This is a genomic window from Methylosinus sp. Ce-a6, assembly GCF_009811655.1.
Lineage (GTDB): Bacteria > Pseudomonadota > Alphaproteobacteria > Rhizobiales > Beijerinckiaceae > Methylosinus.
The window spans coordinates 60,041-81,990 of the sequence record NZ_BGJX01000004.1 but is presented as its reverse complement, the minus strand read 5'-3'; the positions used below and the strand labels follow the sequence as shown (position 1 = coordinate 81,990).

The following is a 21,950-nucleotide window of genomic DNA, read 5'->3' as shown; positions in this document are numbered from 1 at the left end:
TCTAGGACGCGTCGCGTCGAAGGGGAATGCGGATTAACGTCGGCGCCCGCCGTGCGAGCCGCCGACGCAATCCGCAAAGCAAAATCTGTGACATGATCGACACGGATCAAGGAAAAGCTTCGTCGACGCGCATGAGCTCGATCGCCCGCGTCGCGGCTCCTCTCCCATTCATGGGGCCGGCCCGATCATGCGCTCGCGCGGAGGGCGCCGGAGCCGCGGCCGGCGCCTATTGTCGCGGCGCGGCGCTCGCCTCATAGACCTCGAGCGCCGCGGCCGGCTCGGCTCCTGACAAGCGCATCCAGCCGAAGTGGACGCCGGTTCGGCGTCCTGAAACGCGTCGAAACAAATGCGTAGAGTCTTTTCGTGTTTCAATGAAACATGAAAAGACTCTAGCCGCGCGCGGCGGCGAGGCCACGCGCGAGATCGTCGAGGAGGTCGCCCGTGTCCTCGAGGCCGACCGAGAGACGCAGCAGTCCGTCGCCGACGCCGATCAGCGCCCGCGCCTCCGGCGTCAGCCGCTGATGCGTCGTCGTCGCCGGATGGGTGATAAGGCTCTTGGCGTCGCCGAGATTGTTGGAAATCGTGACGATCTGGAGCGCATTGGCGAGGCGGAAAGCCGCCGCCTTGCCGCCCGCGACGTCGAAAGTCACCAGAGTGCCGCCGCCCGCCATCTGCCGCCGCGCCAGCGCCGCTTGCGGATGATCGTCGCGGAAGGGATAGAGAACGCGGGCGATTTGCTTTTGCTCGGCGAGGAAATCGGCGATTTTCGCCGCGCTCGCCGTCTGCTGCGCGACGCGCAAGGGGAGCGTCTCCAGCGCCTTCAGCATGGTCCAGGCGTTGAAGGGCGACAGCGCCGGGCCGGTCTGGCGCAGGAAATTGTGGATATTCTCCTCGATCAGCGCCTGCGACGCGAGAATGACGCCGCCGAGGCAGCGGCCCTGGCCGTCGACATGCTTGGTCGCCGAATAGACGACGACATCCGCGCCCAATTCGAAGGGCTTTTGCAGCAGGGGCGTGGCGAAGACATTGTCGACGACGAGCCGCGCGCCGGCCGCATGGGCGATATCGGCGATGGCGCGAATGTCATAGACCTCGAGGCCGGGATTGGTCGGGCTCTCGAGGAAGAAGAGCTTGGTCTCCTCGCGGACGGCGGCCTTCCATTGCTCGAGATCGGCGCCGTCGACCAGCGTCGAGGCGACGCCGAAACGCGGCAGCAGCTCTTCCACCACATAGAGACAAGAGCCGAACAGAGCGCGGGCCGCGACGATATGGTCGCCGGCCCTGAGCTGGGCGAGCAGGGCGGCGGTGACGGCGGCCATGCCGCTCGCCGTGGCGCGCGCGGCTTCCGCCCCCTCGAGCAGGCACATGCGCTGCTCGAACATGGCCACGGTCGGGTTGGAGAAGCGCGAATAGATGAAGCCCGGGTCCTCGCCCTTGAAGCGCGCCTCGGCGGCCTCCATGGTCGGATAGGCGAAGCTCTGCGTGAGGAACAGCGCTTCGGACAATTCGCCGAATTGAGAGCGCAGTCCCCCGCCGTGGACGAGCTGTGTCGCGGGCCGCAGTTTCTTCTTGTCGTCGCTCAATTTTTGTCTCCCGAGCGGCGCGCGGAACGCGCCACGGCGGCAAAAGAAACGGATTTCACGAGGAAACCCGGCCTTTTAGCGCCTTGTTTTACGTGGCGGCAAGCCGGCCGGCTCAAAGAACCACGTGTTCGATAAACAGAATGAACCGAAGGACGCGGCCAAGTCAACCTTCGCCAGGATTCCTTCGTGTCCTTTGTGTCTTCGTGGTTTTTTCGCCACTAAGACACAAAGGACACGAAGGCGCGGGGCGTGTAAGGTCGCGCGATGAGCGACCGAGTGATAGGAGTTTGGATGACGCCCGCGCCGACCGCCGCCTGTGGCGTGCTCTCCTGCGAGCAGATTCGCGAATTGGCGGCCGCGGGCGCGATCGTCGCGACGCGGCCGATCGAGGATGGGCAGCATCAGCCGGCGAGCCTCGATCTGCGCCTCGGGTCCAAGGCCTATCGCGTGCGGGCGAGCTTTCTGCCCGGCAAGGGCCGCAGCGTCGAGGCGCTGCTCGCCGAGCTCACCTATGACGAGATCGGCCTCGAAGGGGCGGGCGCCGTGCTCGAGCGCGGCTGCGTCTATGTGATCCCGCTGCAGGAGAGCTTGCGCCTGCCGCTGGATGTCTCCGGAGTCGCGAACCCCAAGAGCTCGACCGGAAGGCTCGACATTTTCACCCGCCTCATCACCGACGACACGGAAATCTTCGATCATGTCGCCGCGGGCTATCGCGGGCCGCTCTATGCGGAGGTCTCGCCGCGCAGCTTCAGCGTGCGCGCGCGGCAGGGCTCGCGCCTCGATCAGCTGCGCTTCCGCCGCCGCGATCCGGGGGCGGAGCCGACGCTCTCCGACGCGGCGCTCGCCGCCGAGCACGCAGCCGCGCCGCTCGTCGACGGCGAGCTCACCTTGCGCGACGGCGTGATCCTGCGCGTCGCGCTCGACGGGCTCGGCGACGTCGTCGGCTATCGCGCGCAAAAACATGCGGATGTGATCGACGTCGATCGCGTCGATCATTATGCGGTCGAAGATTATTGGGAGCGGCTGACGCGGCGGCGGGGCGATAAGCTCATTCTCGATCCGAACGAATTCTACATTCTCGCCTCGCGCGAGCGCATCCGCATCCCTTCGCATCTCTCGGCCGAGATGATGGCGATCGATCCGGCCATGGGCGAGTTCCGGGTGCATTACGCCGGCTTCTTCGATCCCGGCTTCGGCTGCGGCGAATCTGGCCGGCCGGGCAGTCGGGCGGTGCTGGAAGTGCGCAGCCATGACGTGCCCTTCATTCTGGAGGACGGGCAGGTCATCGGCCGGCTCGTCTACGAGCCCATGGCCGCGCAGCCGAAGATTCTCTACGGCCAGGGCGGCGTCTCCAACTACCAGGGCCAGGAGCTGAAGCTCTCCAAACATTTCAAGGCGCCTTGACCGCGACAGGACCGCCGCGAGAAGGCGCCTTGTCGATTTTCGTCGAGAAACTGCAATAGTTCGGTGAGATCAGAAGGGCGGCGCGTTTTCCTCCCTCACCGCGGGCGAGACGCTCCTCTTTCGAACGCTAGATTCGGCACATGGACAAAGGCATGACCGAGGCCCGCTCCATCGTCGACGCCGCAGGCATCGAGGCGCTGCTCGAGGCTCTGCGCGGGCAGGGCTATTCGCTCATCGGCCCGACCGTGCGCGACGAGGCGATCGTCTATGACGAAATTGCCACGCTGAACGATCTGCCGCGCGGCGTCGGCGACGAGCAGGAGGGCGGCCATTATCGCCTGACGCGCCGCAACGACGAGGCGCTGTTCGGCTACGTCGTCGGCCCGCAATCCTGGAAAAAGCTGCTGCATCCGCCCATGCTGCGCTTATGGAGCGCGCGGCGCGAGGGCGACGAGCTGCGCGTCGAGGCCGAGCCCGAAGCGCGCGAGAAATTCGCCTTCATCGGCGCGCGCTCCTGCGAGCTGCACGCTATCGCCATTCAGGATCGCGTCTTCCTCGGCGGCCCCTACGTCGACCCGCATTATCGCGCGCGGCGCGAGGATGTCTTCGTCGTCGCGGTGAATTGCGGCGTCGCCGGCGGCGCCTGCTTCTGCGTCTCCATGGATACGGGGCCGAAGGCGACATTCGGATTCGATCTCGCGCTCACCGAGATCGTCGCCGGGCGCTCCTTCCTCGTGGAGGCGGGGACGGAGGCGGGCAGCGCGCTCGTCGAGACGCTGCCGCATCGCGCGGCGACGAAAGCCGAGATCGAGGAGGCCGAGGCGATCCTCGCGCGCACGGCGGAAAATATGGGCCGCAGCCTCGAGGCCGGCGACGTGCGGCAATTGCTCGCGCGCAATCTCGAGCATCCGCGCTGGGACGAGGTCGCCTCGCGCTGCCTCGCCTGCACCAATTGCACCATGGTCTGCCCGACCTGCTTTTGCGCCAGCGTCGAGGACACGAGCGATCTCGCCGGCCTCGAGAGCGCGCGCTCGCGGCGCTGGGATTCCTGCTTCACGCTGGATTTCTCCTATATGCACGGCGGCAGCGTGCGGCAAAGCGTGAAATCGCGCTATCGACAATGGATGACGCATAAGCTCTCTACCTGGCGCGACCAGTTCGGAACCTCGGGCTGCGTCGGCTGCGGGCGCTGCATCGTCTGGTGTCCGGTCGGCATAGACATCACCGAGGAAGCGCGCGCCATACGCGAGAGCGACGGGCAGAAAGGCGCGACATGATCGAGACCATCGAGCATATCGTCAAAGAACATCCGTTTTTCGCCGGAATGGACGCGGGCTTCGTCGCGCTCGTCTCCGGCTGCGCGAAAAACGCGCGTTTCGAGGCCGGACAATATCTCTTCCGCGAAGGCGACAGCGCCGATTGGTTCTATCTGCTGCGCAACGGCCGCGCCGCGATCGAGATTCGCGATCCCGCGCGCGGCGCGGTGACGCTGCAGACGCTGCGCGAGGGCGATGTCTGCGGCCTCTCCTGGCTCGTGCCGCCCTATCGCTGGACCTATGACGCGCGGGCGCTGGAGCTCGTGCGCGCCATCGCCGTCGACGGCGCCTGCCTGCGCCGCAAGAGCGAGGCCGATCCGCGTCTCGGCTATGAGATGATGAAGCGATTCACGCCGCCGTTGCTCGAGCGGCTGCAGGCGGCGCGTATGCAGATGATCGACGTCTATGGCGCTCATGGCTGACGCATTCGTAGCGGCGCGCGCCGCCGACCCTATGGTTCCCCGCGTCGCGCGCATCGCCGAGCGAAAACGCGAGATCGAGGACGTCGTGACCTTGGCGATAGAGGGCGGCGCTTTCGATTTCGCGCCGGGGCAGTTCAACATGCTCACCGCTTTCGGCGTCGGCGAGGCGGCGATCAGCGTCAGCGGCGATCCGGCGAATGGCGCGCGGCTCATTCATACGATCCGCGCGGTCGGCGCCGTTTCGCGCGCGCTCGCCGAATTGCGTCCGGGCGAGCCGATCGGCCTGCGCGGGCCCTTCGGCCGCGGCTGGCCTTTGCTCGAGGCCGAAGGCCATGACGTCGTCGTCCTCGCGGGCGGACTCGGCCTCGCGCCGCTGCGCCCGGCGCTCTATCGCCTCTTGGCCGAGCGCGAGAAATATGGCCGCATCGTGCTGCTGTTCGGCGCGCGCAGCCCGCAGGACATTCTCTTTCGCGACGAGCTGGAGGCCTGGCGCGGCCGGCTCGATCTCGAAGTCGAGGCGACGGTCGATCACGCGCGCGGCGACTGGCGGGGCAATGTCGGCGTGGTGACGACGCTGATCGCGCGCGCGAGCTTCGATCCCGCGCGCACGCTCGCCATGCTCTGCGGGCCGGAGATCATGATGCGCTTCGTCGCCAATGCGCTGCACGACATGGGCGTCGCCGAGGAGCGCATCCATCTTTCCATGGAGCGCAATATGAAATGCGCGATCGGCTGGTGCGGCCATTGCCAGTTCGGGCCGGTCTTCGTCTGCCGCGACGGGCCGGTGTTTCCCTATTCGCAATTGCGCGGCCTCATCGCGAAGAAGGAAATCTAGACAATGGCGGAGCGACATGCGCCGCGGCTCGCGGTGTGGAAATTCGCCTCCTGCGACGGCTGCCAGCTCAGCCTGCTCGATTGCGAGGACGAGCTGCTCGCGCTCGCGCAGGCGCTCGACATCGCCTATTTTCTCGAGGCGACGCGCGCGCCGATCCGCGGGACTTACGATCTCTCGCTCGTCGAAGGCTCCATCACCACGCCGCATGACGCCGAGCGCATTCAGGAGGTGCGGCGGCGCTCGCGCGCGCTCGTCACCATCGGCGCCTGCGCCACCGCGGGCGGGATACAGGCCTTGCGCAATTTCGCCGATGTGCGCGAATACGCCTCGATCGTCTATGCGCGGCCGGATTATATCCACACGCTCGCGACGTCGACGCCCATCGCCGATCATGTGAAGGTCGATTTCGAGCTGCGCGGCTGCCCGATCGACAAGGGCCAGCTGATCGAGGTGATCTCTAGCTTTCTCGCCGGCCGCAAGCCGGCGACGCCGGCGCATAGCGTCTGCCTGCAATGCAAGCTGAAGGGCAATGTGTGCGTGATGGTCGCGCATGGGACGCCCTGCCTCGGGCCCGTCACCCACGCCGGCTGCGGCGCATTGTGTCCGTCCTATGATCGCGGCTGCTACGGCTGTTTCGGCCCCATGGAGACGCCCAATGCGCCGTCGCTGAGCTTGCGTCTCGCGACGCTCGGCATGGACGAAGACGCTCTGCGGCGCGTCTATCGCACTTTCAATGCGCAGGCGGAGGCCTTCCGCGAGGAGAGCGAGCGCCATGACGACTAGAAGCATTTCGGTCGGCGCGCTCGCGCGGGTCGAGGGCGAAGGCGGGCTCGAGATCGTCCTTCGCGACGGCGTGGTGAAGAGCGTGGCGCTCAAAATCTTCGAGCCGCCGCGCTTTTTCGAGGCGCTGATGCGCGGGCGCGCCTTTTCAGAGGCGCCGGACATAGCCGCGCGCATCTGCGGCATCTGCCCTGTCGCCTATCAGATGAGCGCGGTCCATGCGATGGAGGACGCGCTCGGCGTCCGCGTGACGGGGCCGCTGCGTGATCTGAGACGCCTGCTCTATTGCGGCGAATGGATCGAGAGCCACATGCTGCATGTGCATATGCTGCATATGCCGGATTTCCTCGGCTATGCCGGCGGCGTCGAAATGGCGCGCGACCATGGCGATGTCGTGCGGCGGGGCCTTGCGATCAAGAAGGTCGGCAATGAGATCATGACATTGATCGGAGGACGCGAGATTCATCCGATCAATGTGCGCGTCGGCGGCTTCTATCGCGCGCCGCGCAAGCGCGAGCTGGCCGCGCTCGCGGAGCGGCTGGAGCGCGCGCGCGACGCCGCGCTCGAAGTCGTGCGCTTCGTCGCCGGCTTCGATTTTCCAGATTGCGCGCGCGACTATGTCTTCGTGTCGCTGCGCCAGCGGGACGAATATCCTCTCAACGAGGGCCGCATCGTCTCGAGCGGCGGGCTCGACATCGCCGCGCGGGAGTTCGAGACGCATTTCGAGGAGTTTCACGTCGAGCGCTCGACGGCGCTGCATGCGCGAATGCGCCACGGCGACGGCGCCTATCTCGTCGGTCCGCTCGCGCGTTTCGCGCTCAATTTCGACCGATTGTCGCCGCTCGCGCAGCAGGCCGCGCGCGAAGCGGGCCTCGGGCCGCTCTGCTCCAACCCCTATCGCAGCATCATCGTGCGCGCGGTGGAGACCGTCTATGCGCTGGACGAGGCGCTGCGCATCGTCGAAAGCTATGAGGAGCCGGGCGCGGCCTGCGTTCCGATCGAGCCGCGCGCTGGCGTCGGCCATGCGGCGACGGAAGCGCCGCGGGGGATGCTCTATCACCGGTACCGTCTCGAGGCGGACGGAACGATCGCCGAGGCGGTCATCACGCCGCCGACCTCGCAGAATCAGGGAATGATAGAGGAGGATTTGAAGAGCCTCATCGGCGGCTTTCTCGATCTGCCGGAGGATGATCTGCGCCATCGCTGCGAGCAGACGGTGCGCAATCATGATCCCTGCATCTCGTGCTCGACGCACTTCCTGCGGCTCGAGATAGATCGGGGCTGAGATGGGGCGTCGCCTGGCGCTCTGCGTCGGCAATCCGGATCGCGGCGACGACGCCGTCGGCCGCCGCGTCGCCGCTTTGCTCGAAGAGAGCGCAATAGCCGGGTTCGAGGTGGTCCGATGCTGCGGCGAGGCGACCGCCGTGCTCGACGCGCTGGAGGGGGCGCGCGCGGCGATCATCGTCGACGCCGCTCTCTCCGGCGCGCCGCCCGGGACCGTGCGCCGTTTCGACTTGCACGCCGAGAGGCCGCCGCTCGCAAAGGAGCGCGGCTGGTCGAGCCATGGCTTCGGCCTCGCCGAGGCGATCGATCTCGCGCGCGCGCTCGGCGGCCTTCCGCCCGTTTGTGTTCTGTTCACGATCGAGGCCGAGAGCTTCGCGCCGGGCGCGCCCCTGTCGACCGGGGCGCAGGCCGGCGCCGCAGAAGCCGCGCGCTCGATTCTGGCCGAGCTGGCGGGTGATCTCGGGCCCGGCGAGCCGCGGTTTTCCACGGATGGGAAGAGCCGGCGAGCTTGCCGAAAGGAGTGAAAAATCCTATAGGAATAGAAATCTGCAGGCGGTTCGCGGGCGTAGTTCAGTGGCAGAACGACAGCTTCCCAAGCTGTATGTCGTGGGTTCGATTCCCATCGCCCGCTCCATTTCGCGCAGTTGGTTTCGACTTCGCGCGCCTTTCGACCGCCTCTCTCCAATGCGTCGTAGATTTTCGGGGCGGAGACGGTCAAAGAGTGTCATCCGGATCATGTGACCATGGCGGATTGTCTCCCGACGTTGCTGCTGATGCATTCCTTTGTCTTCACGGTTCTGGCCGGCTTCTTCTGTCTCGTCTGGCTCGAAGATGGGGAGGCGCGGGAATATGGCTGGTGGTGCGGGGCGCTGTTGTGCACCGGCGCCGGTTTGTCTCTGCTGTCGCTTCGCGAAACCTATCCTCTTCTCGCCATCGGCCTCGGCAATGCGCTGACGCTCTGGGGCGGCGGGCTCGCCTGGGGCGGCGCCCGCGTCTTCGGCGGCCGGCCGGTGGATCGGCGGCTGGTGTTCGCCGGCGGCGTGATCTGGCTCTTGTTCTTCTCTTCGAGCGTCGATTCCGTCCGCATCGTCGATCGTTGCGCGATCTCGGCCGTCTACGCCTTCCTGCTGGCCGACGAATTCTGCGCCTGTCGCCGCGAAGGGAGCTGGACGCTGCCGGCGACGACCGCGCTGGCCGCCCTGCATTCCTGTTTCGGAGCGATTGTCGCCCTCGTCGTGGTCGCGAAGATGGCGCTCGGCGGCTTCGTCGATCCGAGGCCTTTCGTCGTCGGCGTCTCGCTCGAGGGGGTGACCTATGCGCTCTTGCTCGGTTTCGGCCTGTTGGCGGTGACGAAGGAGCGGGCCGTGGCGCGCCAAAAATCCATGGCGGCGACGGATCCGCTGACCGGCCTCTTCAATCGGCGCGGCTTCGATCACAACGCCGACGCCGTGATTCGCAATTCCCGCGGGCAGGGCGACAACGCCCTGTTGATCTTCGACCTCGACCGGCTGAAGGCGATCAACGACGGCTTCGGCCATTCGATGGGCGACCGCGCCTTGACGACCTTCGGCGAGGTGGCGGCCAAGAGCATTCGCAGCGAGGATTTTCTGGCGCGCATCGGCGGCGACGAATTCGCGCTTCTGCTGACTCGCGTCGACCGCGCGCGGGCCGTGGCGGTGGCCGAGCGCATCCGCGCCGCCTATATCTCCGCGGCGGCGGCGCTCGGCGACGGCCTGTCCTCCGTCAGCGTCGGCATCGCGCTCGCGGAGCGCGAGACCGATCTCTCCGCGCTGAAGGAAGCCGCCGACAAGGCGCTCTACGCCGCCAAAGCGAGCGGCCGCAACCAGGTCTTCGTCGCGCAGGGATAGAGCGCCGCGCCGTCGGATCGCGCCGCCCGTCCCCGGCGACGGTCGCGGGACGGATGTCGATGGTGCCCCTGGCCGGAGTCGAACCAGCACTCCTTGCGGAACTCGATTTTGAGTCGAGCGCGTCTACCAATTCCGCCACAGAGGCGCAGGCCGGCGGGGCCGGCGCGCGGCGCGGATATTAGCCGGGCCGAAGCCTCCGTCAAGGCGACCTCGACAGGCGACCTGCCGTTCTTTGCGCCTCGAGCCTCGCTTCCGGCCCGCCGAAATGATAAGCGAGGGGCGCTTCGCCCTCCGAGCCGGTTGGAAAATGATCAAAAAGCTCTACGACTGGACCATGTCGCTCGCCGCCAGCCGGCACGCGCCTTTCGCGCTCGGCGCCATCGCTTTCGCGGAAAGCTCCTTCTTTCCCGTGCCGCCGGATGTGATTCTCGTGCCCATGTCGCTGGCGGAGCCCAAGCGTTCCTGGCTCTACGCCGCGATCTGCACCTTGGCCTCGGTCGCCGGCGGCGCGCTCGGCTACGCCATAGGCGCGCTCTTCTATGACACGATCGGCCTCTGGCTCATCGATCTCTATGGCTATGCCTCCAAAATGGAGGCGCTGCGCGCCTTCTACGCGCAATGGGGCGCGATTTTCATTCTGGTGAAAGGGCTCACCCCCATTCCCTATAAGCTCGTCACCATCGTGTCCGGGCTGATGGATTATAATTTCGGCTTGTTTCTCGCGCTCTCGCTCATCACGCGCGGCGCGCGCTTCTTCATTCTCGCGGCGGCGATCAATCATTTCGGCGATTTTCTCCGCGACAAGCTCGAGGCGCATTTCGGCCTGTTCATGGGCGCGCTCGCCGGCATCGTCGTCGTCGGCTTCGTCGTGGCGGCGAAACTTCTGTGAGCGGGCTCCTCGCGACCCCCTCTCGCGCGGCGCTCGTCATTCTCGGCGTCGCCGTCGCGACCATAGGCGGCGCCTGGATCATAGAGGGGCTGGGCTTCGCGCCTTGCGAATTATGCCTGAAGCAGCGCATTCCCTATTACGCGGGCGTTCCGCTCGCCGCTTTGGCGGCGATCGCCGCGCGGCGGGGAGGAGAGGGCGCCGCGCGCATCGCGCTGGCGCTGCTCGGCCTCCTCTTCGCGGCGGGGACGGCGCTCGCGCTCTATCATTCCGGCGTCGAGCTGAAGCTCTTTCCCGGTCCCTCCGAATGCACGGGCGCGTTGCGTAAGGCCGGCTCCTTCGACGATTTCCGCTCCTCGCTCGACAGGATGAAGGTGGTGAGCTGCGACCGGCCGGCGCTGCGCATTTTCGCGCTCACGCTGAGCAATTGGAATGTGCTGATCTCCGCCGGTCTCGCCGCCATGGCGTTCCGCGCCTGGCGCGGGACCCGCGCCGCATAGGGCGTCTCCAGCCGAAGCGGACGCCGGCTCGGCGTCAAAAACGCGTCCGATATTCTCCGAACGACCTTGTCGAAGGAAATGCTCGCGCCATCCTCTGCCCGATGGAGACGTGACTATTCCTCTTTGGGCGCGCGGCCGCTCGCGACAATTCGGAGAATTCGATGAGAAGCTTCCAGCAGCACGACATGCAGACACAGGGCGTTCAGACCAGCCCCGACGGCTCGCCCAACACGCGGGCGCTCGGCCGTCATCTCATCATATTGGAGAATCGCTTCAACGAGCTGGCGAGCGACGTCAATCTCATGCAGGACAAATTGACGAAGATCCTCGCCGCGCTCGACAAGCTCGCCGATAAGGGCGGCCCCGCCGATAAGAGCGCGCGCGAAGAGACGCTGCGCCGGCTCTTGAGCTGACGGCGGGGCGCGTCATGCCGACGCGACAAAAGCGAGCCTGAAGGCTCGCGGTCCATGACGCGCGTCGGAGCGCGAGCCTGAAGGCTCGCATCGAAATCCCATCATACGATTTCCGGTTGCGTCATCGCGAGAAGCGCAGCGACGAAGCGATCCAGGAGCCGCCCCATGGCGCTGGATCGCTTCGCCTTCGGCTCGCGATGACGCCCGTGTTTAGGAAGTAATCGGCCGGAAATCGTATCACTCCACCGCGAGCCGCGCTCTCGCGCGCAGCTTCTCGGTCTCGCTCTTCAACTGTCCGCAGGCGGCGAGAATGTCGCGGCCGCGCGGCGTGCGCACCGGGCTCGCATAGCCCGCATTGAACACGATGTCGGAAAATCGCTCGATCGTCTCCCAGTCGGAGCATTCATAGGGCGCGCCGGGCCAGGGGTTGAAGGGGATCAGATTGATCTTGGCCGGTATGCCCTCGAGCAGCCGCACCAGCGCGCGCGCTTCGGCGGGGCTGTCGTTGACGCCCTTCAGCATCACATATTCGAAGGTGATTCGCCGCGCGTTGGAGGCGCCCGGATAGTCGCGGCAGGCGGTGAGCAATTCGCGGATCGGATATTTCTTGTTGAGCGGCACCAGCTCATTGCGCAGATCGTCGCGCACGGCGTGCAGCGAGATCGCGAGCATGGGCCCGCATTCGGCGCCGAGCCTCTCGATCTGCGGCACGACGCCCGAGGTCGAGACGGTGATGCGCCGCTTCGACAGCGACAGTCCGTCGCCGTCGGACATGATGTCGATCGCGTTCTCCACCTGCTCGAGATTATAGAGCGGCTCGCCCATGCCCATGAAGACGATGTTGGAGACGGCGCGCACATCGGGCCCCGAGGGCACGAGCCCGTCGGTCGGCGGCTCGAGGCCGGGAAAATCGCCGAGCCGTGAGCGCGCCACGAGAAGCTGCGCGACGATCTCCCGCGTCGTCAGATTGCGCACGAGCTTCTGCGTGCCCGTATGGCAGAAGCTGCAATTGAGCGTGCAGCCGACCTGGCTCGACACGCATAAGGTTCCGCGGTCGCTCTCGGGAATATAGACGCATTCGATCTCCGCGCCCTTGTCCTTCTCGTCGACGGGGTCGAGCCGCAGCAGCCATTTGCGCGTGCCGTCGGCGGAGACCTGCTCCGCCGCGATATTCGGCAGGGCGAGGGTGAAGCGCTCGGCGAGCCTGCCGCGCAGAACCTTCGAGATGTTGAGCATCTCCGAAAATTCCCGCGCGCCGCGGAAATAGATCCAATGCCACAGCTGCGAGACGCGCATCTTGATCTCGCGCTCGGGTATGTCGAGGGCGCGCAGCGCCTCCGCGAGCTCGGCGCGCGTGGCGCCGGCGAGCGAGGGCCGAACGGAGATGGCGGAGGCGGAAGCGGCGGTCATCAATTCCTCTTTTCTGCGGAGAAATCAGTATAACATGCGCGCCGGACGACTCCATGGGCGCGAGGGGCGAAGGGCGGACATGGGAGATGGACGGAAAATCGTCATCGCGACTTTCGGCTCGCTCGGCGACCTCAACCCCTATGTGGCGCTCGCTCACGCGCTGAAGCGCATCGGTTTTCGCCCGGTCATCGCCGCCAGCGCCTTCTATCGCGATTGGATCGAGGGCGAGGGGCTCGATTTCGCCGCCGTGCGGCCGGACGTCGCCGAGCTCGCCGAGCGGCTCGGCATGGACATTGGCGAGATCGCCGACCGAGTCGCCCGCGACGGCGGCGGCTTCATGTTTCGCGAGCTGATCTTCCCTTATCTCGGCCAGAGCTTCGAGGATGTGGCGGCGGCGAGCGAAGACGCGGCGGCGATCGTCGCGCACAGCATTTGCTTTTCGGCCAAGCTCGCGGCGGAGCGGCTCGGCCTGCCGCTTTTCGATGGCGTCGTCTCGCCGCTCTTTCTCTGGTCGGCCTATGATCCGCCGCTCGGCGCGCGCTCGCCCTTTCTGGCGCAGCCGCGCTCGGCGCTCGCGCGCGCCTATAACAGAGCGCTGGCCATCGCGCTGATGCATCTCCTCGCCTATCGGGCGGCGCCGATCGCGCGGCTGCGGCGCGAGCTCAGCCTGCCGCCCCGCCGCGGGCGCGATCTTCTCGCTGGCGGCCCTTATGCGCAGGGGACGATCGCGCTGGTCAGCCCCTTGCTCGCGCCGCCGCAGCCGGATCATCCGGCCGGCCTCTATCTCGCCGGCCACACATTCCACGATCGCTTCACCGACACGGCCGAAAGCCTGCCGGCGGCTCTCCTCGACTTTCTCGACGCCGGCGAGCCGCCGATCGTGGCGACGCTCGGCAGCTTCGTCGCGCGCGGCCAGCCGGAATTCTATCGCGCCGTCGGCCATGCGGCGCTGCGCCTGCGCCGCCGCGCGGTGCTGCTCGTCGCCGAGGAGGAGCGGGACGCGCTCGCCGAGGGCGCGGCGCCGCAGCTCTTCGTCGCCGGCCATATCCGCCATTCGCTGATTTTCCCGCGCGCTGCGGCGATCGTGCATCATGGCGGCTCGGGCGCTTGCGGACAGGCGCTGCGCGCCGGCCGGCCGCAGCTCGTCGTTCCCGTCTTCGGCGATCAAAGCGACAACGCCGCGCGCGTGGCGCGTCTCGGCGTCGGGCGGGTTCGGCCTTTCGAGCGCTGCTCCGCCGATCGGCTCGCGGAGGAGCTCGGCGCGCTCTTTGCCGACGATCGCTATGCGCGGGGCGCCAGCGAGGCGGCGCGGCGCATCCGGACGGAGGATGGCGCGGCGGCGGCCGCGGCGAAGATCGCCGAATTCGTCGGATGCGCGGCAGTTTCGGCAAAGGCGTAAGGTTGATGAAGTCGATTCTTGCCGCGATCGCGATGATTTGGCTCGAATTGTCGGCGGTTCGGGCGGGGGAGGGAAGGCTTTCGCTCGCCGTCGGCGAGACGCGGACGATCGACTTCGGCGAGAACCCCTCGACCGGTCATGTCTGGCGCTTCGATCGCGCGGCGAGCGAAAATCCATCCATCGTCCGGGTCGGCGAGGGCGGCTTCACGCCGTCGGGCGGCGAGCCGGATCGGCCGCTCGTCGGCGCGCCGGGCCGGCGCCGTTTCCGCATCGAGGCCCTCGCCGCCGGCAGAGCCCGGCTCGTCTTCGCCGAAGAGCGGCCTTGGGAGAAGCGGGCGGTCCAGCGCCGGACGGTCGAGATCACTGCGCGTTAGAGCATGTTCCCGAAAAGTGCGAAGCGGTTTTCGGAAAAGAACATGCGAATTCAAATAACTTTAGAGCGCATTCGGACATGATTTGTCCGAATGCGCTCTAGCCCCCTCCCCAGCCCTCCCCCGCTGCGCGGGAGAGGGGGCAGATTCGGCCTTTCATCAAAGATTTGCGTAACGTCGGCCGCCTCCGTCTCCCGCGGAACGCGGGGGAGGGTGAGGGAGGGGGCGCTCTACTCCTCGTCCGAGGCGTCGCTCCCGCGCGGCTTCAGCGCATCCGCGAGCCGCATCTGCGCGGAGCCCGGCGCGAGCGGCTTCTGCTGGCTCTCATGCGGCGCCCAGCCGGAGAGCCAGACGAGCTCCATCGTCGCGCGCACGCGGCCGTCCGCGTCGGCGAAGCGCTCGCCATAGATTTCCGCCGCCCGCATGAGCACCGCGCGTCGCAGCGGTCGGCGCGCGCGCTCGGTCAGCACATTGGCCGCGCCCATGGCTCTGAGCTCGGCGCAGAGCGAGAGCATCGAATCATAGCGCAGCGTGAAGGAATCGACGTCGGTGACGGGCAGAGCGAAGCCCGCCCGCTGCAGCAGCCCGCCGAGATCGCGCAGATCGACGAAAGGCGACACGCGCGGGCTCGCGCCGCCGCAGATCTCGTCTTCCGCCTGGGCGAATGCGGCGCGCAGCTCTATGAGGCTCGCGCCGCCCGGGAAACAGGCCAGAAACAGCCCATCGGGCGCCAGCATTCGCCGCGCCTGGGCGAGCGCGCCGGGGAGATCGTCCACCCATTGCAGCGCAAAGCCGGAGACAATGAGATCGAAGGCGCCGGCCGCGAAGGGCAGCGCCTCCTCCTCGGCGACGAGATCGACGCCGGGCCCGAAGAAGCGCCCCGCCCGCAGCGGCGCCGGCCGCCCGCTCGCGGCGACGATGTCCGCGAAATGGGCCGAGGGCGTGCAGAGATCGAGCGAGCGGGGGAAGGGGCGTCTTATGCCGGCGAGCCGATCCGCGAGATCGTCGGCGGCGCGCGCCAATAGAAAATCCGGCGCGCCGCGCGCCGCCGCGCGGGCCAGCCGGCGGCGCAGCAAGCCGCGGTCGAAGATCGCCGGCGCGGAAAGACCTCTCTCCATGCCCTGTCATGCCTCGAACCTTCGCCGCGCGCAACCGTCGCGTCGGATGGCGGAAATAAGGCGGGGATTTTTTCGCTTCTGTCGCGCTTTAGCGAGACAGGTAAGCAAATCTTAGTGTTAAACCGTAACCGCAACTATGGGGTGGCTGGCGCGAAATATGGCCGAAGCTAGAATGCGCGACATGTTCGAAAGCGACGCCGGCCATTCGGAGAAGGTGTGAGCCATGAGCATTTCGTTTCGTCAGCGTATTTCGAGTCTCGCCGCGGGCGCGGCGCTCGTCTGCGGTCTTCTCGCCATGCCCGGGACGGGAAGCGCGGCGCATAATGTCGTCGCCTACAACGCCCAGGTCCAGCCGGGCACTGTGGTCATCAGCGCCCGCCAGCGCAGCCTGTTCCTCGTCCTGGGCGACGGCGCCGCCATTCGCTATCCGGTCGCCGTGCCCAAGGCGGGCAAGGAATGGTCCGGCTACGCCCATATCGACGGGAAATATGTGAACCCGGATTGGGTTCCCCCGGCGGTCGTCAAGCAGGACCATCCGGAGCTCCCCAATTTCATCCATGGCGGCTCGCCGCATAATCCGATGGGCGTTCGCGCGCTGACGCTCGACCGCAATCAGGCCGCGATCCACGGCACCACCGCCAAGATGCGCGCCTCCGTCGGCACGGCGGCCTCCTATGGCTGCATTCGGATGCTGAACGAGGACGTCGTCGATCTCTATGAGCGCGTGAGCGTCGGCACGACGGTCGTCATGACCCCCTGAGACGAAAGCGGAACCGGTCTCCTTCGTCGCGCAGCTTCGCGCAAGCCGCGCGACGCAGACTTGTCCCACGGTTTTTCGTCTCGTGAATGCCTCAGCTTGTGGACGTCGCCTCGCCGCCGGTAGACCGGCGGAAACGAATCCACCACTGTGCGGCAAATCCACGAACGCACATGAGGTTCGCGTCCACGAAGAGTTGAGCCGGCGGCATTTCAATCGTTTCGAGTAGAGTGAACGAGCAGGACGATTCGTTTCGTCGAGCGGTTTCCGAAGCACGGGAGCGCGGGGCTCGCAGTCAGCGTATGCGTCTCTGAATCAGAGTATGCGTCTCTGAAAAAGAGAAGCGTCCGTCGCCCTCGTCTGGCCGACCCTCACATTAGGTTTCGCTCATGCTGATCGCACCTGACAAAGACTTCGACCGTCCCCGGCATCCCGTCGACATCGTCGAACAATTGGCGGCCACCAACGACTGGAGCTTCGATCGCGACGACGAAGACGAGATCTCGATCTCTGTCGCCGGCGGTTGGACGGACTATCACGTGGCTTTCACCTGGCTCGCCGAGCTCGAGACGCTTCATGTGAGCTGCGCTTTCGATCTGCGCGTGCCGGAGCGCCGCCGCGCCGAGGCGCAGGCGTTGATCCGCACGATCAACGAGCAGCTCTGGGTCGGCCATTTCGATCTGTGGCCGACGGAGGGCGTCGTCATGCACCGCCAGGGCTTGCTGCTGACCGGCGGCGCGCAGCCCTCCGGCCCGCAATGCGCCGCGCTGCTGGACCATGCGCTCGAGACCTGCGAGCGCTATTATCAGGCGTTCCAATTCGTGCTCTGGGCCGGCAAGGGCGCTAAGGAGGCGCTCGAGACCGCGACCTTCGAGACCAAGGGAGAAGCGTGATCCAAATGTCCGCAGGGGCCGGACTGCCCGGCTCGATCACTCTGGTCGGGGCCGGAAAGATGGGCTTCGCCCTGCTCGAGGGCTGGGCGGCGCAGGGGCTTGTCGGCGAGGGCGTGACGATCGTCGAGCCGCAGCCCTCGCCGGCGCTCGTCGCGCTCGCGAAAGATCGCGGCTTTCGCTTGAACCCGGAACATCGCGTGGCGCCGCGGGCGCTGGCGCTCGCCGTGAAGCCGCAGGCGCTCGATGCGGTCGCGCCGATGATCGCGGCCGAAGCCGGCGCCGACACGCTCATCGTCTCCATACTCGCGGGGAAACGCGTCGCCGATCTTTCCGCGCGCCTGCCGCAGGCGCGCTTTTTCGTGCGCGCCATGCCCAACACGCCCGCTGCGATCGGCCGCGGGATCACCGGCGCCTTCGCCGCGCCCGCCGTCGATCCCGAGCGTCGCGCGCTGGCCGAGGCGCTGCTCGCCGCGGTGGGGGAGGTGGTCTGGGTCGAGAGCGAGGCGCTCGTCGACGCGGTGACGGCGGTTTCGGGCTCCGGCCCGGCCTATGTCTTCTATTTCGTCGAATGCCTGACGAAGGCGGGCGTCGAAGCGGGCCTGCCGGAAGAGACGGCGGCGCGGCTCGCGCGCGCGACGGCGGCCGGCTCCGGCGAATTATTGCGCCGGAGCGTCGGGATCACGCCGGAGACGCTCCGTCAGAACGTCACCTCGCCCGGCGGCACGACCGCCGCGGCGCTCGAGGTTCTGATGGCGAAGGACGGTCTCGAGCCTCTGCTCGAGCGCGCCGTCGCGGCGGCGAAGCGCCGGGCCGCAGAATTGTCGGGTTGAAAAAACCGAAATTCCTTCCGATCTCGGCGGAACGCCCTAAATTAAACGGGAAGCGGCTGGCTTCGAGCGATTTGGGGAGGCGGCGATGGCGACGAGCGGCAAAAGCACCGAGACAGGCAATGGAAGCGGATCGATCCGCGACCGGATCGTCGAATCCTTGATGCGGCTGGCGGCGCGCCGGGCCTTCGAGGACATAGCCATTTCCGACATCGCCCATGACGCGGATGTCTCGCTGGCCGATTTCCGCGACAATTTCCCGTCCAAGGGCGCGGTTCTCTCGGCCTTTTCGCGCAAGATCGACCGGCAGGTGCTCGACGATTTCTCGGGCCGCTACGCCTCCGAGCCCGCCAAGGAGCGGCTCTACGAGGTGCTGCTGCGTCGCCTCGAGGCGTTGGAGCCCTATCGCAACGCGCTGGAGTCGGTGTCGCAATGGGCGTCGACCGATCCCTTGGCCGCGGCCGCGCTCAATCGCGAGACGGTCAATTCCATGCGCTTCATGCTGGAGGCCGCCGACATAGACAGCGAAGGCGCGCTCGGCGCCTTGAAGCTGCAGGGCCTCGCCATCGCCTGGTGGCGCGTGCTCTCCGTTTGGTTCGAGGATCGTGACGCCGAGCTCTGCCGCACCAAGACGGCGCTCGACCGCGAGCTCTCGCGCAGCGAGGCGGTGATCGAGCGGATCGAGGATGTGAGCCGTCTCACCTCGCCGCTGCGCGGCTTGGCGCGCGCGGTGTTTCGCGGCGTGACCGGCCGCCGTCGCCATGCGCGGCATCACGCGCGCGACCGCGACGAGGATTTCGAAGAGGATCACGAGGAGGCCCGTCGGCGCCATCATCACGCCGAGGACCATCGCCGCCATCAGGACGACGCCACCGCCTGACGGCGGCGTCGCCCTTCCGCCGTCAGAAGCCGACGCGCAAGGCCGTCGTCACCGAATGGGCGACATTGCCGTAGCGCGTCGCAATGTCGGCGTCATAGCCGATGCGCCAGCCGATGTTCGGCGCGAAATCGCCCTGCGCGCCGACGCCGACCGTGACCGAATTGCGATCATAGGTCGGAATGAGGATCGATTGCGTCGCCATGGGGCTCAGCACGCCGGCGAGGCTGACCTGCACGCGCTTGGGATCGCGGTCGAGGGCCTGATTATAGGCTGCTCGCACCCAGGGATTGACGCCGAGCAAAGAGGCCGAGGCCTCCACGCCGTAACGCAATGTCGTCGCTAAGATCGAATGCTCCGGATAGACGACATTGCCGCCGGCGGCGCCGCTCTCCGTATAGCCGCGGATCGTCGCATGGGTCTGCGTCACGCCGAAGAAGGGCGTGAATTGGAAGGCGTCCAGATTCAGCTTCGCGCCGATCTCGCCGCCGAAGGCGTAGGAATCGACGCTGGTGCGGCCGACGCCGGTGAGACCGTAAGCGGCGAGGCGGCGAATGTCGGAGAAGCCGACATCCGGCGAGAAGGTCGCCGTTCCGTGGAGATAGAAGAGATCGCCGAAATAGCCGGCGTAGAGGCTCGGCGAGACGGTCGGCGAAATGTCGAAATAGCCGAGCGCGCCGCCGCCATATTGGCCGGCGCGCACCGTCGCCGCGACGCCCGCGCGCAGCTCCTTCCAGCCATAATCGAGGCCGAATGAGCCGCCATAGAGCGTGCGGTCGCCGTCGAGCCCGGGCCGCGTCGCCGTGGGACCGAAATCGACATTGCCGCCGAGCCAGGCCGAGAGGCCCTGCGCGGCGAAAACGCCGCTCTGCGCGCGACGAATCGAATGCAGCTGCGCGACGACCGGCGCCGCGGCGCTCGAGGCGAGGCCGAGAGCGCCGGCGTCGATACGGGCGAGCGTCACCGGCGCCGTGTCGCGCATGGATTTGAGGAAGAGCGGATCGACGGCGGTCGGCAAGGTGAGCCGATAGACGAGGACCATATTGTCGTTGTTCTCGCCGGCGTTGTAGCTCTGTCCCTGCATCACGCCATTGGTCGTGACAAAATCATTGTCGTTGGAGACGAAGAGGTAGAAGTCGTTCGGCCTTCCCTCGACGAGCGTCGGGACGAGCGCCATGCCCTCCCATTTCTCCGCCAGAGTGAGCTGCGACTGGGCCGGCTGGCCGGGCGCGCCATTGGCGAGAGTAAGGCCGAAGCGGGCGAGCTGCGTCGTGTTGAGAATGTTGACGAGCTCGACCGATTGCGCCGGCGTGATCGCCGGGTTCAGCACGCCACTGGGCGCGACCTGGCCGCCCGGCGTCGTATCGGCGGCCGTGCCGGCGATATTGGTCGCGCCGCCGATGTCGACGAGAAAGATGGATTTGACCACGATCGGATTGCCGGGCGACGAGCCCTGGCCGGTTCCGTCGCGCGCCAGCACCAGGAGCTGCCGATCATTGAGCGCCACCGTCTCGCTCTGCGCCGCGGTGCGGTTGGGCGAGCCGCCTTTGCCGTTTTGCGTGAGGGTCGGAAGCTGGAGCACATAGGATTCGACCGGCGCCGCCGGCGTCGGATTGGTCGAGATATCGTAGACGAGGATGCGCGTGTTGTTGCGCGTCTGCTGTCCGGAGGCCTGATCCTGAATCGTCGCGCTCTGCAGGATCGCGAACAGGCGGGCGCCGTCCGGGCTTACCGAGACCGCCTCGAGTCCCTGATTGTTGCGGCGTCCCGTCTGCGGCGCGCTGGTCGAGTTGAAGTCGATCGCGCCATTGTTGCGCGGCAGCAGCGCCGAGGGAATTCCGATCGAGCCGACGAGATTGCCATTGGCGTCGAAATAGAAGATCGACGGGCCATATTCGTCGCTGACGTAGAAGCTGCGGTCGGTCTTGAAGGCCAGCCCCTCGGCGTCGAGCGATATCTTGCCGGCGCCGACGGAGCCGGCGGCAGGGCTCGGCGCGGGGCGGCCGAAGAGATTGGCGGCTCCCGACCCCGCATCGGCGCCGGTGAATGTCTTGCCCTGATCGTCGCGCAGCAGGAGACCGCCGTCGGGCGTCATCCGCACCTGATTCTGCGAGCCGGTCGAGGCGGAGAGATTCGGGCCCGAATAGGGCGAGAAGGCGATGTTGAAACGAAGCAGCCGTCCCGCATAGTCGGAGAAGACGCCATTGGCCGGATCGTTGAGGCCGCGGTCCGGCAGGGCGAACATGGTCGCGACGAAGCTCGAGCCGACTTGCCGCCACGAATATGGGTCGATGGCGAGGCTCGAGAAGGAGCCAAGCGTGTCGCCGAGGAAGTCGATCGTCGCCGCCGGAAGCCGCCCGGTTCCGACGAGGCCCTGGTTCGTGAAGCTCACGCCTCCGAGGCTGATGGAAGAGGGGTCGTCATTGGCGACGACATTGGGCGTGCGATAGCTCTGCGCCGTAGCGGCGCCATGCAGCGCCAGCGTCGAGATCGACGCCAGCAACAAGGTACGGAAGGACATTTCTCGCTCCGGTTCTCAGCATGACCGGAGGCATAGGGGCGGCTCTTGACGTCCAAGTGACGATTGTGGCGCCCGAAGCAAGAAATGTGGCGGCAGTATGGCCTGCGCGCCACAATTGCCGCTGTCACGTCACAGCGACACATAGACGAATTTCGGACCTTTCAGCGTCGGATAATTCTCGCGCAGCGCCTTGGCGATCTTGCCGACGAGCTCCTTGTCGCCGGCGGCGGAAGGACCGACGAAATCCGTTCCCTGCATCCAGGTCTCGAGGAAGCAGTGGAGCTGGTTGTCATAGGCGTCGTCGGTCGGATGCGCCGTCTTGTCGGCGAGCGACGCGAGACCGTCGGCGCTGACCTCGAGCCGCCAGTCGCGGTCGTCGACGACCGCGCCGATGAGCTTCGCAATATCGGCGTCCGTCCACTCGCCCTTCAAATCAACCGCCATGATCGTGGCTCCATGCTGCGCGCGCGTGTCCGGCGCGGAATA

At 66.8% G+C, this 21,950-nt stretch carries 22 protein-coding genes, 2 tRNA genes and 1 riboswitch; of the genes, 18 read left to right on the top strand and 6 right to left on the bottom strand.

What is annotated here, in order from left to right:
• Window positions 1-389 precede the first annotated feature (389 nt).
• Window positions 390-1,583, bottom strand: a complete 1,194-nt coding sequence (locus tag Mspo_RS04085) for an O-succinylhomoserine sulfhydrylase (RefSeq protein WP_159727106.1) — start codon at window positions 1,581-1,583, stop codon at window positions 390-392.
• Between the two features lie 55 nt (window positions 1,584-1,638).
• Window positions 1,639-1,717: riboswitch (SAM riboswitch) on the bottom strand.
• Window positions 1,718-1,874: 157 nt separating this feature from the next.
• On the opposite strand from Mspo_RS04085, the gene Mspo_RS04080 reads away from it, so the two are divergent.
• The 9 genes from Mspo_RS04080 (at window position 1,875) to Mspo_RS04040 (ending at window position 9,492) form a co-directional block, all read left to right on the top strand.
• Window positions 1,875-2,987 (top strand): 2'-deoxycytidine 5'-triphosphate deaminase, encoded by a 1,113-nt coding sequence (locus Mspo_RS04080; protein ID WP_159727104.1) that lies wholly within the window; start codon window positions 1,875-1,877, stop codon window positions 2,985-2,987.
• A 152-nt stretch (window positions 2,988-3,139) separates the two neighbouring features.
• Window positions 3,140-4,264 (top strand): 4Fe-4S dicluster domain-containing protein, encoded by a 1,125-nt coding sequence (locus tag Mspo_RS04075; RefSeq protein WP_244613121.1) that lies wholly within the window; start codon window positions 3,140-3,142, stop codon window positions 4,262-4,264.
• Window positions 4,261-4,725: a cyclic nucleotide-binding domain-containing protein gene (locus Mspo_RS04070; protein WP_201281620.1), complete on the top strand. Its 465-nt coding sequence runs from the start codon at window positions 4,261-4,263 to the stop codon at window positions 4,723-4,725. The genes Mspo_RS04075 and Mspo_RS04070 overlap by 4 nt, the downstream gene beginning before the upstream one ends.
• On the top strand, window positions 4,718-5,560 hold the full coding sequence (locus tag Mspo_RS04065; RefSeq protein ID WP_244613119.1) for an FAD/NAD(P)-binding protein: 843 nt from the start codon (window positions 4,718-4,720) through the stop codon (window positions 5,558-5,560). The genes Mspo_RS04070 and Mspo_RS04065 overlap by 8 nt, the downstream gene beginning before the upstream one ends.
• 3 nt (window positions 5,561-5,563) lie before the next feature.
• On the top strand, window positions 5,564-6,343 hold the full coding sequence (locus Mspo_RS04060; RefSeq protein ID WP_159727098.1) for an oxidoreductase: 780 nt from the start codon (window positions 5,564-5,566) through the stop codon (window positions 6,341-6,343).
• Window positions 6,333-7,625 (top strand): Ni/Fe hydrogenase subunit alpha, encoded by a 1,293-nt coding sequence (locus Mspo_RS04055; protein ID WP_159727096.1) that lies wholly within the window; start codon window positions 6,333-6,335, stop codon window positions 7,623-7,625. Before Mspo_RS04060 ends, Mspo_RS04055 begins: the two co-directional genes overlap by 11 nt.
• Window position 7,626: 1 nt before the next feature.
• The gene (locus tag Mspo_RS04050; RefSeq protein ID WP_159727094.1) at window positions 7,627-8,148 is read left to right on the top strand and encodes a hydrogenase maturation protease; all 522 of its coding nucleotides are present in this window, start codon (window positions 7,627-7,629) and stop codon (window positions 8,146-8,148) included.
• A 35-nt stretch (window positions 8,149-8,183) separates the two neighbouring features.
• Window positions 8,184-8,258: transfer RNA gene (locus Mspo_RS04045), tRNA-Gly, on the top strand.
• A 109-nt stretch (window positions 8,259-8,367) separates the two neighbouring features.
• Complete coding sequence (locus tag Mspo_RS04040; protein WP_159727092.1) at window positions 8,368-9,492, top strand: diguanylate cyclase; 1,125 nt, start codon at window positions 8,368-8,370, stop codon at window positions 9,490-9,492.
• 60 nt (window positions 9,493-9,552) lie between these two features.
• Here Mspo_RS04040 and Mspo_RS04035 read toward each other — a convergent pair.
• Window positions 9,553-9,637, bottom strand: a tRNA-Leu gene (locus Mspo_RS04035).
• Between the two features lie 162 nt (window positions 9,638-9,799).
• On the opposite strand from Mspo_RS04035, the gene Mspo_RS04030 reads away from it, so the two are divergent.
• The 3 genes from Mspo_RS04030 (at window position 9,800) to Mspo_RS04020 (ending at window position 11,291) form a co-directional block, all read left to right on the top strand.
• Window positions 9,800-10,381, top strand: a complete 582-nt coding sequence (locus tag Mspo_RS04030; protein WP_201281619.1) for a YqaA family protein — start codon at window positions 9,800-9,802, stop codon at window positions 10,379-10,381.
• The gene (locus tag Mspo_RS04025; protein ID WP_159727090.1) at window positions 10,378-10,878 is read left to right on the top strand and encodes a disulfide bond formation protein B; all 501 of its coding nucleotides are present in this window, start codon (window positions 10,378-10,380) and stop codon (window positions 10,876-10,878) included. The genes Mspo_RS04030 and Mspo_RS04025 overlap by 4 nt, the downstream gene beginning before the upstream one ends.
• Before the next feature lie 161 nt (window positions 10,879-11,039).
• Window positions 11,040-11,291: a hypothetical protein gene (locus tag Mspo_RS04020; RefSeq protein WP_159727088.1), complete on the top strand. Its 252-nt coding sequence runs from the start codon at window positions 11,040-11,042 to the stop codon at window positions 11,289-11,291.
• Between the two features lie 237 nt (window positions 11,292-11,528).
• Here the strand turns inward: Mspo_RS04020 and rlmN are convergent, their stop codons facing one another.
• Window positions 11,529-12,701, bottom strand: coding sequence for a 23S rRNA (adenine(2503)-C(2))-methyltransferase RlmN (rlmN, locus tag Mspo_RS04015; protein WP_159727086.1), 1,173 nt, complete (start codon window positions 12,699-12,701; stop codon window positions 11,529-11,531).
• Window positions 12,702-12,780: 79 nt separating this feature from the next.
• Between rlmN and Mspo_RS04010 the strand changes: the two genes are divergently transcribed.
• A complete protein-coding gene (locus Mspo_RS04010; RefSeq protein ID WP_159727084.1) occupies window positions 12,781-14,100 on the top strand; it encodes a glycosyltransferase in 1,320 nt (439 codons plus the stop codon).
• Between the two features lie 5 nt (window positions 14,101-14,105).
• Window positions 14,106-14,474, top strand: coding sequence for a protease inhibitor I42 family protein (locus tag Mspo_RS04005; RefSeq protein WP_159727082.1), 369 nt, complete (start codon window positions 14,106-14,108; stop codon window positions 14,472-14,474).
• Between the two features lie 227 nt (window positions 14,475-14,701).
• Here Mspo_RS04005 and Mspo_RS04000 read toward each other — a convergent pair whose 3' ends face one another.
• Window positions 14,702-15,589, bottom strand: coding sequence for a methyltransferase domain-containing protein (locus Mspo_RS04000; RefSeq protein WP_159727080.1), 888 nt, complete (start codon window positions 15,587-15,589; stop codon window positions 14,702-14,704).
• Between the two features lie 223 nt (window positions 15,590-15,812).
• On the opposite strand from Mspo_RS04000, the gene Mspo_RS03995 reads away from it, so the two are divergent.
• The 4 genes from Mspo_RS03995 (at window position 15,813) to Mspo_RS03980 (ending at window position 18,946) form a co-directional block, all read left to right on the top strand.
• Window positions 15,813-16,349: a L,D-transpeptidase gene (locus Mspo_RS03995; RefSeq protein ID WP_159727078.1), complete on the top strand. Its 537-nt coding sequence runs from the start codon at window positions 15,813-15,815 to the stop codon at window positions 16,347-16,349.
• Between the two features lie 386 nt (window positions 16,350-16,735).
• Window positions 16,736-17,239: a YbjN domain-containing protein gene (locus Mspo_RS03990; RefSeq protein ID WP_159727076.1), complete on the top strand. Its 504-nt coding sequence runs from the start codon at window positions 16,736-16,738 to the stop codon at window positions 17,237-17,239.
• Between the two features lie 5 nt (window positions 17,240-17,244).
• Window positions 17,245-18,069: a pyrroline-5-carboxylate reductase gene (proC, locus tag Mspo_RS03985; protein WP_159727074.1), complete on the top strand. Its 825-nt coding sequence runs from the start codon at window positions 17,245-17,247 to the stop codon at window positions 18,067-18,069.
• An 85-nt stretch (window positions 18,070-18,154) separates the two neighbouring features.
• Window positions 18,155-18,946: a TetR/AcrR family transcriptional regulator gene (locus tag Mspo_RS03980; RefSeq protein ID WP_159727072.1), complete on the top strand. Its 792-nt coding sequence runs from the start codon at window positions 18,155-18,157 to the stop codon at window positions 18,944-18,946.
• A 22-nt stretch (window positions 18,947-18,968) separates the two neighbouring features.
• Here Mspo_RS03980 and Mspo_RS03975 read toward each other — a convergent pair whose 3' ends face one another.
• Both Mspo_RS03975 and Mspo_RS03970 read right to left on the bottom strand, forming a co-directional pair.
• On the bottom strand, window positions 18,969-21,464 hold the full coding sequence (locus tag Mspo_RS03975; protein ID WP_159727070.1) for an esterase-like activity of phytase family protein: 2,496 nt from the start codon (window positions 21,462-21,464) through the stop codon (window positions 18,969-18,971).
• Between the two features lie 129 nt (window positions 21,465-21,593).
• Window positions 21,594-21,908, bottom strand: a complete 315-nt coding sequence (locus Mspo_RS03970) for a hypothetical protein (RefSeq protein WP_159727068.1) — start codon at window positions 21,906-21,908, stop codon at window positions 21,594-21,596.
• Between the last annotated feature and the right edge of the window lie 42 nt (window positions 21,909-21,950).

What these genes read in the sequence shown, in the direction of transcription:
- rlmN (WP_159727086.1), bottom strand. Translation starts at nt 12,701, where the DNA reads ATGACCGCCGCTTCCGCCTCCGCCATCTCCGTTCGGCCCTCGCTCGCC.
- Mspo_RS04075 (WP_244613121.1), top strand. Translation starts at nt 3,140, where the DNA reads ATGACCGAGGCCCGCTCCATCGTCGACGCCGCAGGCATCGAGGCGCTG.
- Mspo_RS04070 (WP_201281620.1), top strand. Translation starts at nt 4,261, where the DNA reads ATGATCGAGACCATCGAGCATATCGTCAAAGAACATCCGTTTTTCGCC.
- Mspo_RS04040 (WP_159727092.1), top strand. Translation starts at nt 8,368, where the DNA reads ATGGCGGATTGTCTCCCGACGTTGCTGCTGATGCATTCCTTTGTCTTC.
- proC (WP_159727074.1), top strand. Translation starts at nt 17,245, where the DNA reads ATGTCCGCAGGGGCCGGACTGCCCGGCTCGATCACTCTGGTCGGGGCC.
- Mspo_RS03970 (WP_159727068.1), bottom strand. Translation starts at nt 21,908, where the DNA reads ATGGCGGTTGATTTGAAGGGCGAGTGGACGGACGCCGATATTGCGAAG.
- Mspo_RS04060 (WP_159727098.1), top strand. Translation starts at nt 5,564, where the DNA reads ATGGCGGAGCGACATGCGCCGCGGCTCGCGGTGTGGAAATTCGCCTCC.
- Mspo_RS03995 (WP_159727078.1), top strand. Translation starts at nt 15,813, where the DNA reads ATGAGCATTTCGTTTCGTCAGCGTATTTCGAGTCTCGCCGCGGGCGCG.
- Mspo_RS04050 (WP_159727094.1), top strand. Translation starts at nt 7,627, where the DNA reads ATGGGGCGTCGCCTGGCGCTCTGCGTCGGCAATCCGGATCGCGGCGAC.
- Mspo_RS04080 (WP_159727104.1), top strand. Translation starts at nt 1,875, where the DNA reads ATGACGCCCGCGCCGACCGCCGCCTGTGGCGTGCTCTCCTGCGAGCAG.
- Mspo_RS04010 (WP_159727084.1), top strand. Translation starts at nt 12,781, where the DNA reads ATGGGAGATGGACGGAAAATCGTCATCGCGACTTTCGGCTCGCTCGGC.
- Mspo_RS03990 (WP_159727076.1), top strand. Translation starts at nt 16,736, where the DNA reads ATGCTGATCGCACCTGACAAAGACTTCGACCGTCCCCGGCATCCCGTC.
- Mspo_RS03975 (WP_159727070.1), bottom strand. Translation starts at nt 21,464, where the DNA reads ATGTCCTTCCGTACCTTGTTGCTGGCGTCGATCTCGACGCTGGCGCTG.
- Mspo_RS04020 (WP_159727088.1), top strand. Translation starts at nt 11,040, where the DNA reads ATGAGAAGCTTCCAGCAGCACGACATGCAGACACAGGGCGTTCAGACC.
- Mspo_RS03980 (WP_159727072.1), top strand. Translation starts at nt 18,155, where the DNA reads ATGGCGACGAGCGGCAAAAGCACCGAGACAGGCAATGGAAGCGGATCG.
- Mspo_RS04005 (WP_159727082.1), top strand. Translation starts at nt 14,106, where the DNA reads ATGAAGTCGATTCTTGCCGCGATCGCGATGATTTGGCTCGAATTGTCG.
- Mspo_RS04000 (WP_159727080.1), bottom strand. Translation starts at nt 15,589, where the DNA reads ATGGAGAGAGGTCTTTCCGCGCCGGCGATCTTCGACCGCGGCTTGCTG.
- Mspo_RS04030 (WP_201281619.1), top strand. Translation starts at nt 9,800, where the DNA reads ATGATCAAAAAGCTCTACGACTGGACCATGTCGCTCGCCGCCAGCCGG.
- Mspo_RS04065 (WP_244613119.1), top strand. Translation starts at nt 4,718, where the DNA reads ATGGCTGACGCATTCGTAGCGGCGCGCGCCGCCGACCCTATGGTTCCC.
- Mspo_RS04055 (WP_159727096.1), top strand. Translation starts at nt 6,333, where the DNA reads ATGACGACTAGAAGCATTTCGGTCGGCGCGCTCGCGCGGGTCGAGGGC.